Source organism: Mameliella sp. AT18 (assembly GCF_028807275.1).
Taxonomy (GTDB): domain Bacteria; phylum Pseudomonadota; class Alphaproteobacteria; order Rhodobacterales; family Rhodobacteraceae; genus Antarctobacter; species Antarctobacter albus.
Window position 1 is genome coordinate 60,220 of record NZ_JARAMO010000043.1, and the last position, 11,309, is coordinate 71,528.

At 66.9% G+C, this 11,309-nt stretch carries 10 protein-coding genes; 6 read left to right on the forward strand and 4 right to left on the reverse strand.

All coding sequences use genetic code 11. The features are described 5' to 3' along the window. Positions 1-148: 148 nt before the first annotated feature. On the reverse strand, positions 149-1,468 hold the full coding sequence (locus tag PVW46_RS05865) for a UDP-glucose dehydrogenase family protein (RefSeq protein WP_069210446.1): 1,320 nt from the start codon (positions 1,466-1,468) through the stop codon (positions 149-151). Positions 1,469-1,629: 161 nt separating this feature from the next. Between PVW46_RS05865 and PVW46_RS05870 the strand changes: the two genes are divergently transcribed. The 3 genes from PVW46_RS05870 to kdsA are packed head-to-tail and all read left to right on the forward strand — an operon-like array spanning position 1,630 to position 4,183. Continuing rightward, on the forward strand, positions 1,630-2,580 hold the full coding sequence (locus tag PVW46_RS05870) for a KpsF/GutQ family sugar-phosphate isomerase (protein WP_083242397.1): 951 nt from the start codon (positions 1,630-1,632) through the stop codon (positions 2,578-2,580). Further along, the gene (locus PVW46_RS05875; RefSeq protein WP_069210444.1) at positions 2,577-3,365 is read left to right on the forward strand and encodes a 3-deoxy-manno-octulosonate cytidylyltransferase; all 789 of its coding nucleotides are present in this window, start codon (positions 2,577-2,579) and stop codon (positions 3,363-3,365) included. The genes PVW46_RS05870 and PVW46_RS05875 overlap by 4 nt, the downstream gene beginning before the upstream one ends. After that, the gene (gene kdsA, locus PVW46_RS05880; protein ID WP_069210443.1) at positions 3,362-4,183 is read left to right on the forward strand and encodes a 3-deoxy-8-phosphooctulonate synthase; all 822 of its coding nucleotides are present in this window, start codon (positions 3,362-3,364) and stop codon (positions 4,181-4,183) included. Before PVW46_RS05875 ends, kdsA begins: the two co-directional genes overlap by 4 nt. A gap of 118 nt (positions 4,184-4,301) precedes the next feature. Here the strand turns inward: kdsA and PVW46_RS05885 are convergent, their stop codons facing one another. After that, positions 4,302-5,699 (reverse strand): phosphomannomutase, encoded by a 1,398-nt coding sequence (locus PVW46_RS05885; protein WP_069210442.1) that lies wholly within the window; start codon positions 5,697-5,699, stop codon positions 4,302-4,304. 122 nt (positions 5,700-5,821) lie between these two features. Between PVW46_RS05885 and PVW46_RS05890 the strand changes: the two genes are divergently transcribed. Next, positions 5,822-6,400, forward strand: a complete 579-nt coding sequence (locus PVW46_RS05890) for a PQQ-dependent catabolism-associated CXXCW motif protein (RefSeq protein WP_069210441.1) — start codon at positions 5,822-5,824, stop codon at positions 6,398-6,400. A gap of 41 nt (positions 6,401-6,441) precedes the next feature. Here PVW46_RS05890 and PVW46_RS05895 read toward each other — a convergent pair whose 3' ends face one another. Both PVW46_RS05895 and PVW46_RS05900 read right to left on the reverse strand, forming a co-directional pair. Beyond that, positions 6,442-7,383, reverse strand: coding sequence for a quinoprotein relay system zinc metallohydrolase 1 (locus PVW46_RS05895; protein ID WP_069210440.1), 942 nt, complete (start codon positions 7,381-7,383; stop codon positions 6,442-6,444). Further along, a complete protein-coding gene (locus PVW46_RS05900; protein ID WP_069210439.1) occupies positions 7,383-8,168 on the reverse strand; it encodes a quinoprotein dehydrogenase-associated SoxYZ-like carrier in 786 nt (261 codons plus the stop codon). The genes PVW46_RS05895 and PVW46_RS05900 overlap by 1 nt, the downstream gene beginning before the upstream one ends. Positions 8,169-8,328: 160 nt before the next feature. Here PVW46_RS05900 and PVW46_RS05905 point away from each other — a divergent pair, with 160 nt between their 5' ends. Further along, complete coding sequence (locus tag PVW46_RS05905; protein WP_069210438.1) at positions 8,329-10,398, forward strand: 4Fe-4S binding protein; 2,070 nt, start codon at positions 8,329-8,331, stop codon at positions 10,396-10,398. Further along, on the forward strand, positions 10,395-11,279 hold the full coding sequence (locus tag PVW46_RS05910; protein ID WP_069210437.1) for an FAD:protein FMN transferase: 885 nt from the start codon (positions 10,395-10,397) through the stop codon (positions 11,277-11,279). Before PVW46_RS05905 ends, PVW46_RS05910 begins: the two co-directional genes overlap by 4 nt. Positions 11,280-11,309 lie beyond the last annotated feature (30 nt).

The following is an 11,309-nucleotide window of genomic DNA, read 5'->3' on the forward strand; positions in this document are numbered from 1 at the left end:
CATGCACAGTGTGAGCAGCTCTACCCGGCCCGCCTTGGCGCCGCGCCTGTGGCCGACAAGCAACAAGTGCCAGGCGCCAAACAACCGCGACGTGCATAAAGAAACGCCACCCCTGGACAGGGCGGCGTTTCAGGATCAATCGAAAGGATCAGCCAGTGTAGCCAGCGCGCCCGATGCTCTCATATCCGGTGAAACCGGCAGCCTCTGCGTCGGCAGGAGCATAGATGTTGCGCAGATCGGCCATGCGGGCCTGCGCCATGCTGCCTGCGATGCGCGACAGGTCCAGCGCCCGGAACTCGTTCCACTCGGTCAGGATCACCAGCAGGTCGGCGCCTTCGGCGGCGGCATAGGGATCATCCATCCAGCTGACACCGGGCAGCAGCTGTTCGCCTTCGCGCTTGCCCTGCGGATCGACCACCCGGACCTTGGCGCCGCCGCCCACAAGGGCAGGCACGATGGTCAGCGAGGGCGCATCGCGCATGTCGTCGGTGTTGGGCTTGAAGGTCACGCCCAGCACGGCGACCGTCTTGCCGTTGAACCGGCCATCGCAAAGGTCGCTCAGCTTGTCGAGCATGCGGCGCTTGACGTCCTCGTTGACCTTGATGACCGTCTCGACGATCGAGATGGGCGAGGCGTGTTCCTGCCCGATGCGGGCCAGTGCCTTGGTATCCTTGGGGAAACAGCTACCGCCGTAACCCGGACCGGCGTGCAGGAACTTGTTGCCGATGCGGCCGTCCATGCCCATGCCCTTGGACACCGATTTCACGTCGGCGCCGACCTTTTCGCACAGTGCCGCGATCTCGTTGATGAAGGTGATCTTGGTCGCGAGGAAGGCATTGGCCGCGTATTTGATCATCTCCGCCGATTCCAGGTCGGTGGTGACGATGGGGAAATCACGCAGGTAGAGCGGGCGGTAGATCTCGGCCATCACGGCGGCGGCGCGGTCGGTTTCCACGCCCACGACCACGCGGTCGGGCTTCATGAAATCGTCGATCGCGGCGCCTTCACGCAGGAACTCGGGGTTCGAGGCGACGTCGAAATCAAGCGCCGGGTTGGCGGCGGCGACCGTTTCCTTGACCTTGCGGTTGGTGCCCACGGGCACGGTCGACTTGGTCACGATCACCACGTAGTCCTTGGCAGCCTTCGCGATTTCCTCGGCCGCGGCCATGACGTAGGTCAGATCAGCGTGGCCATCGCCCCGGCGCGTCGGGGTGCCCACGGCGATAAAGACCGCGTCGGCGCCATCAATTGCGCTGGCCAGGTCCAGGGTAAAGCTGAGCCGCCCGGCCTCGACGTTCTTGTGCATCAGCACGTCCAGCCCCGGCTCGTAAATCGGGACTTCGCCGCGCTCCAGCATCTCGATCTTGCGGGGGTCCTTGTCGACACAAACAACTTCGTGACCGAAATCCGAAAAGCAAACTCCGGAGACGAGGCCGACGTAGCCCGTTCCGATCATGGCAATCTTCATTTTGGCGATCCCTAGCCTGGTATCCAATGCCGCCGTCATGCGGGCGAGTCCGGGGAAATGTCAACGCGGACCCCTTGCAGAGCGGCAAACTGTTGCGCGATTGGACAAGCTTTCGCAGAGCCGCTAAGGCAGGCGGCAGAATGTTACCCGAGCAGAGCCGCATGACAGACAGCCCCTCCGCGGTCGCCCGCACCGTCCTTGCCACCGAAAGCGCGGCGCTGGCGCGCCTGGGCGATGAACTGCCGGACAGTTTCGATGCCGTCGTGACGCGGTTGTTGCAGGTGCAGGGGCGCGTGATCGTCTCGGGCATGGGCAAGTCCGGTCATGTCGCCAACAAGATCGCCGCCACCTTCGCCTCGACCGGGACGCCCGCGCAGGGCGTCCATCCGGGTGAGGCCAGCCACGGCGACCTTGGCATGATCACGCCCGCCGACGCGGTGATCCTGATTTCCAATTCCGGCGAGACAAAGGAACTGGCCGACATGATCGCCCATTGCGCGCGCTTCTCGGTGCCGCTGGTGGCCATGACGAAGGGGGCGGACAGCACCCTGGCCCGCGCCGCCGATCACGTCCTGCTGATGCCCGACGCGCCCGAGGCCTGCGCCATTGGCATGGCGCCCACCACGTCCACGACGATGGCGATGGCCCTCGGCGATGCGCTTGCGGTGGCGATGATGCAGCACCGCGGCTTCGACCGGGCCAGCTTTGCCGCCTTTCACCCGGGCGGCACGCTGGGGGCGCAACTGCTGCGGGTCTCCGCCGTGATGCACCGGGGCGAAGAGCTGCCCGTCGTTGGCGCCGATACGCCGATGTCCGAGACGCTGCTGGTCATGAGCCAGAAGGGATTCGGCGTCGCGGCCCTGGTCGAGGACGGGCGCCTGACAGGCATCATCACTGACGGCGACCTGCGCCGCAACATGGAGGGGCTGATGGAGCGCCGTGCCGGCGAGGTCGCCACGCGCGGACCGCTGGTCACCGCCCCCGACACGCTCCTGATCGAGGCATTGGGCATCATGAACACGACGAAACGCACCGTGCTGCTGGTCACCGAGGAGGATCGGCTTGTCGGCCTCCTGCACATCCATGACGCGCTGCGAGCAGGTGTGGCATGAGCGCGGTCATCTTCATCCCCGCCCGCTATGCCTCGACCCGCTACCCCGGCAAGCCGCTGGTCAAGCTCAAGGGCGCGACGGGCGAAGCAAAATCGCTGATCCGGCGCAGCTGGGAAGCGGCGCAATCGGTCAAGGGCGCCGATGCTGTCTATGTGCTGACCGATGACGCCCGCATCGCCGAGGCCGCGCGCGGGTTCGGCGCCGAGGTGCTGATGACCTCGGAAAGCGCCCGCAACGGCACCGAACGCTGCGCCGAAGGGGTGGCGCAACTGTCTCAGACCCCCGACTGCGTGGTGAACCTGCAAGGCGATGCACCGCTCACCCCGCCCTGGTTCGTCGAGGCACTGATCGACCGCATGCAGGACCCTGCCGTGCAGATGGCAACGCCGATCCTGCGCTGCGATGCCGAGACACTGGCCAACTTTGTCACCGACCGCCAGAATGGCCGCGTCGGCGGCACAACCGCCGTGACGCGCGCCGATGGCACCGCGCTCTACTTCTCGAAAGAAGTACTGCCCTTCGTGGCCTCGCTGGAGCGCCCGCCCGAGGTCTGGCACCATGTCGGCGTCTACGCCTATCGGCCCGCGGCGCTGAACGCCTATATGGGCTGGAACGAGGGCCCGCTGGAAAAGGCTGAGGGCCTGGAACAGCTGCGCTTCCTTGAAAACGGCGTGCCAGTAACCTGCGTGCCGGTCGAGGCGCGGGGCCGGGTGTTCTGGGAACTCAACAACCCCGTGGACGTGGCCCGGATCGAGGGCGTCCTTGAAAAGGAAGGCATCGCATGACGGATGTGTCCATCGGCACCTACACGGTGTCCAACGCCGCCCCCTTCACCCTGATCGCGGGCCCATGCCAGATCGAGAGCCTGGACCACGCCCGAATGCTGGCGGAGCGCATCGCCGAGGCAGCAGAAGCGGCGGGCGTGAACTGGATCTTCAAGGCCAGCTACGACAAGGCCAACCGTTCGTCCCTGTCCGGCAAGCGCGGGATCGGCATGGAGGAGGGCCTGCGCGTCCTGTCCACCATCCGCAAGGAATTCGGCGTGCCAGTGCTGACCGACGTGCACGGACCGGAGCAATGTTCGGTCGTGGCCTCTGCGGTGGACGTGCTGCAGATCCCCGCCTTCCTGTCGCGCCAGACCGACCTGCTACTGGCCGCCGGTGAAACCGGCGCTGCGATTAACGTCAAGAAGGGCCAGTTCCTTGCCCCCTGGGACATGGCGAACGTCGCAGCCAAGATCGCCTCGACCGGGAACGAGAAGATCCTGCTCTGCGAGCGCGGCGCCAGCTTTGGCTACAACATGCTGGTCTCGGACATGCGGTCGCTGCCGATCATGGCCGAAACCGGCTACCCCGTGGTCTTCGACGCCACCCATTCCGTGCAGTTGCCGGGCGGGCAAGGCACCTCTTCGGGCGGACAACGCCAGTTCGTCGAACCCCTCGCCCGCGCCGCCGTCGCCGTGGGTTGCGCGGCCGTCTTCATCGAAACGCATGAAGACCCCGACAGTGCCCCCAGCGACGGCCCGAACATGGTCCCCGTCGATGACCTCGCCCGGCTTCTCAAGGGGCTCGCGGCCGTGGATGCCTTGACCAAGGGGGCCTGACGTCACGGTCACACAAAGGCGTCAGGGTCGGATTGGGTATTTGAGACCAAGAAGAAACACCGGATCATGCTTCTTCTTGGCAAAAATACCCCTGCGACGGTCCGGTCCGGGCGGTCGCTCAGGCAGAGAGCGTCTCGCCCAGTTTCGCCAGGTAGCTCTCCACCAGCGCCGAGGCAGTCTCGCGTGTGCTCGCCTCGGCATAGCAGCGGAATTCGGGCGCGTTGCCGGAGGGGCGCAGGTGGACCACGTCACCGGTGGCAAAGGTGACACGCAACCCGTCTGTTTCGTCCACCTCCGCAATCTCACCTGTGTCCGCAAAGAAAGCGGCGCGCGCGGCGGCATCGCCTGAAAGCGACGCGATAAAGGCCTTCGAGATTTCCGATTCGATCCCCTGGATACGGTCGGCGGCGGTGAAGCGCGGCGGCAAGGCGTCCAGCAGGGCGGACAGCGGTTTGTCCGCGGCGCGGGCGGCGCAGAGGGGCGCGAGGATCGGCAGCAGGCAGTCGCGGGTCATCAGCGGGGCCAGCCTGCCCGAAGGGCCATCCGCCTCGAACCCCAGCAGGAAGCCGCCGTTGGCCTCGTAGCCCGCGACACGGGCGGCGGGATTGTCCCGCAGCGCCTCTTCCATCGCGGCGATGACGAAGGGCGAGCCGATCTTCGTGCGGTGGATGGCGTCGAAGTCAAAGCCGCCCTCGGCCTCGATCATCGTGTTCGACGAGACCGGGGTGCAGAGCACCCGCGCGCCAAGCGCCCGGGCGGTCACGGCACCCAGCACGTCACCGGGCACCACCTGTTGCGAGTCATCCACCAGCATCGGCCGGTCGGCATCGCCATCGGTGGAGATGAGGACATCCAGACGATGATCTGCGAACCAGCCAGCGAAGAGTTTCCTGGTCTCCGGGTCAAGCGCCTCGGTGTCGACGGGGATGAACGTGTCCGAGCGCGCGATGGGGAGCGCGGTGGCGCCCAGCGCCTCGACCACCTCGACCATGATGTCGCGGGCGACCGAACTGTGCTGGTAGACGCCGACGCGCAGGCCCGCCAGCGCCTCGCGGCCAAAGGCCTGCGTGTAGCGGGCGACATAGGCGGCACCAGCATCGGCGGTGGACAGGGCACCGGGAGCGCCGGATAGGGCTCCTCCCAGCGCCGCGTTGATACGGACCTCGTCCTCCTTCGAGATTTCCCCGGTGGGGACGTAGAACTTCAGCCCGTTGCGGTCGGCGGGGATGTGGCTGCCGGTGACCATGACGGCGCCGGCCCCTGCCTCCAGCGATGACAGCGCCAGCGCGGGCGTCGGCACCACGCCGCAGTCGACCGCATCGACGCCCGCATCGCGCACGGCGGCGATGACCCATTCCGCGATCTGCGGCGAGGAGGGGCGCAGGTCACGACCGACGTGCACGGCGTCCCCGTAGGGGCAGGCGCAGAGAAAGGCGGTAACGTAATCGCGCACCAGCTCCTCTGTCAGCTCCACCACCAGGCCGCGCAGGCCGCTTGTGCCGAATTTGGGGGCCATCTTCACTATCCTTGCCTTGTCAAATGCCTGTGCACGCCGGGGCGCGCGGCTGTTTTCCCGTCTCGGGACGCGGATGGCAAGGGCGGGTTTCGCAGCGGCGGCGACCGGCCTATCCTGTCACCATGAAACGCCTGTTTTTCCTGCTGGTCCTGATCTGCGCAGCCCCCCTTGCCGCCGCCCCCTACGCCGAACATCAGGCCCGCCGGCCCGAGCTGTTCGATCCGGAAACCGGCTATCGCATCGGCCGCCAGCGGGCGCCGACGCCGGATGACATTCCCGCGCCCGCCGTGCTGGTCACGCCTCAAGAGGCGCGGTCATTGCTGGCGGAGGGTGCGCTGGCGCTGGATGTCTTTGCCGCGCAGCAGTCACGCTTTGACGAGCTGGAAGGGACCTGGCTGGTATCGGAACAGCGGCTGTCGCTGCCCGGCGCGGTCTGGCTGCCAGAGGTCGGGCGCGGGCGGCTGTCCGACATCATGCAGCGCTACCTGGAGGACAACCTCACACGGATGACGGCGGGCGACCGGGCGCGGGCGCTGCTGGTCTACTGCGTGGCGGATTGCTGGATGAGCTGGAACGCGGCGCAGCGGATCGCGGATCTGGGGTACACCCGCGTCTACTGGTTCCGGCTGGGGACAGATGGCTGGCTGGATATCGGAGGCGCTCTGGCGCCGGTCGACCCGGTGGCTGTGGATGTCGACTGAGCGCGGCAATGGGGTTGGAAACCCCATCCTACACCGTCCGATCAGTTGCCGCGCGGCAGTTCCTCGCGCTCGATCCCCGGAAAGAGATGCGCGACCGACCGCTGGTATTCCTGCGGCTGCGCGCCCATCCCGGCAAAGCGGTTTGGCAGGGGCGTTTCCATCAGCTCCACCATGTCCAAGCCCGCGCGGGCACCTTCCCGCAGGGTGCGGTCCAGCCAAGAGAGGTAGTCGCGGGTCTGGGTGATGGAGTCCCCTGTCGGGTCCGCCGGGCCATGACCGGGAATGACCAACGCGGGCTTTGCCGCCTGCAGCGCGTCCAGCGCCTGTTGCCAGCGCGGCAGATCGGCGCTGGGCGTCGTGGGCGCGCGGTTGTAAAAGACAAGATCCCCGGCCACCAGCGTGCCGCTGCGGCGATCCATCAGGGCCAGATCCGCACTGGTGTGCCCGCCCAGCGGCAGAGCCAGGAAATCGCGCCCGTCCAGCCTCAGGTCACCGCCCGCGATCACGTCGCTGGGCGGCACCACTTCGGTCCCGCGCATCCAGTCACCCAACAGGCGGTACATGTTGTCGGCAAAGGCGTCGCCCTCGTCCAAGGCCGCCTGCCGGGTGCCGCCCAGCGCATGAATTGGCCTGTCGGCAAAGACCTGGTTGCCAAAGAAATGGTCCGGGTGGTGATGGGTGTTCACTACGGTGGAAATACCGCGAATATCCAGGCTGCGCGCCAGCGTGTTCAGCGCCTCGCCATAGCGGCGGGATGACCCGGTATCGACAAGGATCAGCCCGCTATCGCCCTTCATCAGGGTGATGTTGACGATGGCGCCGCCGTTTTCCATCGAGAAGTAATCGGTCGCCCCTTCGACCATCCATATTCCATCGGCCAGCGGCTTGGCGGTCAGGTCATAGCTGAGACGGGACTGGGCAAAGGCACGCGGGGCCAGCGGCAGGCTTGCCAGCAGGCCAAGGGCGGAACGGCGGGTCAGCATCAGTTCAGTTCGCCCTCGCTCAGGACACCGCGAATGCGGTTGCCGTTGTTGTCGCGGCCCATGACCTTGACCGAGGCGGGCAACGCACCCGCGTCGAAATAGAAGGTAAAGGCAGGGTCCTCGTTCACCGGCTCGTGCAGTTCCAGCCGCGCCAGCGGGGTGCCGTCCTCATCCTGCAATGACAGGTCCTCGATGATGAACACGGGGATGCCATCGGCCAGCCCGGTGTCCATCGGGTGATCCACCACCAGCCGGGCGCGCCCCGAGGCGGACCAGAGCCGCCCGTGTACCTCTCCCAGCTTTTCCTCCCAGTCGTCGCTGGCATAGGCATGGGCGGGTGCGGTACAGCCGCCCCCCGCCGCGTCGATATAGGTCGACCCGATGTGCCAGCTGCCGGAATGGGTCTCGACGCTGGCGCGGATGGCCGTGGCCTGGTCGATCTTGAACCGCAGGGCCAGCTTGGCTTCGGCCTGTTCGGGGTAATAGGTCAGGATGTGGGGGATGGGGCCATAGTCGGCGCTGACCACGATACGTTTCACGTCGGGGATCGCCGTGGCATCGACCAGAAGGGGGACGTTCAGGCTGTCCTCGGCAGAGGTCGGCGCGCGCAGCACCACCCGGTCGTCGAAACGGATGTCGGCGGGATCGCCCAACAGCCCTTTCTGGTGGTAGTTCCACATGCCCGATCCCATCGGATCCTGCAGCACGGTTTGCGGATCGTCCAAAGCGGCGGCAGCACTGCCCGCAACGGCGATCAGCGCGGCAAGCGCGGTTCGGATGAACATGGCGGACCCTCCCTGTCGTACCATGACACAAAGGCTAGCATGACGGGCGCGGGCGGATCACTGCGCCTAAGGTCGTAGATGGATCACCATTGCGTCAGGCGCCCCCTATTGGACCAAGGTCGCATAGGGGGGCGCCCGGGCCGGGCCTAGGGTCTCGCCCATGCGCGCGATCCTCTGCATCCTGGCCTGTCTCTGCCTGCTCACCGGCACCGCCCGGGCAGAGATGCTGAGCCGCGAGGCACTGGCGGAGCGGGTCATACCGCCCTTCCTGCTGGGGGCGCCCGTCAACGACAAGGGTGTCTGGACGCTGGAAAACGCCGGCGGCCAGACCGCCGGTTACATCTTCGAGACCGAGCCCCTGGCTCCCCTGCCCGGCTTTTCCGGTGCGGCGATCAACGTCCTTGTGATGCTGGACCTCGAAGGCCGGTTCGTCGACGTGCAGCTGATCGACCACAACGAGCCGATCTTCGTCTCTGGCCTCGGTCAGGCTGCCTTTGAACAGTTCTTTACCCAGTACCGGGGGCATTCGATCTCTGCCCCGATGGTCGTGGGCACCCCCTATGGCGAAACGCAGGGCAGCAGCGCGCTGGTCTACCTGGACGGGGTGACAAAGGCGACGGCCAGCGTGCGGATCGCACATGAATCCATCCTGGCCGCCACCCTGCAGGTGGCGCGGGAAAAGATGCAGGGCGTGTCCAGCGGCCCGCCCGCCTATCCCGATCCCGCGGTGGACGAGGCCCTGACATGGGACGACCTGGTGGCGCAGGGGCTGGCGACCCGCCACCGCGTGAGCAATGCCGAGGTGAACGCGGCCTTTGCCGGGACGCTCTGGGAGGATGACGATCCAGAGGCACAGGACGACCCCGAAGGCGCCTACCTGGACCTCTGGATCGTGGACATCGGCCCGCCCTCGATCGCACGGGCGGTTCTGGACGCGGAGTCTCTGGCCGAATTGCAGGCCTTCCTGACGATCTCGGACCATGCGGAACCCATCCTGCTGGTCGAAACCGGGCGGCACGGGCTGATCACCGAAGAATTCGTGCGCAACACCGCGCCCGACCTCGTCAGCGCGGAACAGTTCGGCCTGCCCGTCGCCCTGCGCGACAGCGACCTGTTGTTTTCCCTGCGCGCCGACCTGCCGGACACCCTGCAAGAGGGCACCGCGATGATCTTGCGCACCGACCGGCGGCTGGGCTTTGATCCGACAGAACCCTGGACCCTGCATGTCGAGGCAGTGCGCGCGCACGGGTCCTTCATGCCGCAGGTGGGCAGCGTGACGCTGTCCTCGACCCAGTCGACGGACGCCCGCTTTTTTGCCCGCGCCGAGGCGCCCCGGTCGCTGCCCCCCTGGCGGGCGGCACTGCGAGAGCGGCAGGCGGACCTGATCGCCCTGGCGCTGGGGCTGGCGGTGCTAATGCCGGTGCTGTTCTGGCGGCAGTCGGCTTTGGCGGGGCTGGCCGGGTTCACGCCGGTCCGGCTGGGCATCCTTGCGGTCATGACCGGCTTTGTCGGCTGGTGGGGACAGGGACAACTGTCCATCGTGACGGTGATCGGGGTGATCCGCACCGCCTGGGAGGGCGGCAGTTATGCCTTCCTGCTCTACGATCCCTTTTCGCTGCTGGTCTGGGCGGCGGCGATCCTGGGCTTTGTCCTCTGGGGGCGCGCGCTGTTCTGTGGCTGGCTCTGTCCCTTTGGCGCGATGCAGGAATTTGCCCATCACCTTGGCCGCTTGCTACGCCTCCCCGAGGTGACGGTGTCCCCACGCTGGGACAGCCGGCTGAAACGGGTGAAATACCTGGTGCTGGCCGGGCTGGTGGCGCTGATCTTCGTGGCGCCGGACGCACTGGACACGGCGGCAGAGGTGGAACCCTTCAAGACCGCCGTGACCACCTATTTCATCCGCGAATGGTACTATGTCGCCTATGCGGTGGGGCTACTGGTGCTGTCGGCGGTTCTGTTCAAGGGGTTCTGCCGCTATCTTTGTCCGCTGGGCGCGCTGATGGCGCTGGGCGGGCTGCTGCGGGGGCGCGACTGGATCGCGCGCCGCGCGGAATGCGGCAGCCCCTGCCAGCTATGTTCCGTCCGATGCAAGTACCAGGCGATCCCCAGGTCGGGCCAGATCGACTATGCCGAATGCTTTGGCTGCCTCGATTGCGTGAAGATCCACGACGATGCAGCGCAATGTGTGCCACTGGTGCTGAAGGCGCGCGAAAGAAAGAGGGCGGCATGAAACGGCGGCGATTTCTAACCATCAGCGCGGCGATGGCGCTTGTTCCCCGGGGGGTGGCCGCCGAAGGGCGCCGCTGGACCGGGCAGGCGCTGGGCGCCGAGGTGTCGATCACGCTGTTTGGCCCGGTTGCGCAGACCGAGGCCGCGCTGACCACCTGCACCGCCCTGCTGCAAGAGATCGAGGCGGAGTTCAGCCTGTACGATCCCGCATCGTCCCTGTCGCGGCTGAACCGCGACGGCGAGCTGCCCTGGCCCTCGCCAAACATACATTTTCTCATGGGACTGGTGGGAGAAATGCACCGGATGACGCGGGGCCGGTTCGACCCGACGGTGCAACCGCTCTGGCAGGCGCTGGCCGGTGGCGGTGACGTCACGGCGGCGCGGCGTGCCATCGGCTGGCAGCGCGTTCGCGCCTCGGTGGACCGGATCGCACTGGCGCCGGGCCAGTCCCTGACCCTGAACGGGATCGCGCAGGGCTTTGCCACCGACCTGGTGTCCGGGGTGCTGGAAGAGAACGGCTTTGAACGCGCCCTGGTGCAGGTCGGAGAGATGCGCGGGCTGGGCGGGCCGTGGAGGGTCGGCATTTCCGATCCGGACGCGGGCCTCGTCACGACACGGGACCTGAGGAACCGCGCCATTGCAACCTCCAGCCCCTCGGCGCTGATGCTGGGCGACATGGGCCATATCCTGGACCCGCTGGGAGAGGCCGCGCCGCACTGGTCGACGGTGAGCGTCGAGGCAGGCTCTGCCGCGCTGGCTGACGGGCTGTCCACGGCGCTGGTCTTTGCCGACCTGGACGAAGTGCGACGGGTCAAGGCAGAGACGCCCGGGGAAATCCGCGTGCTACTGGTCGATGCCGAGGGCAACCTGCGGACAGTGTAGTGGGGGCGCTGCCCCCGTCTCCCTTCGGTC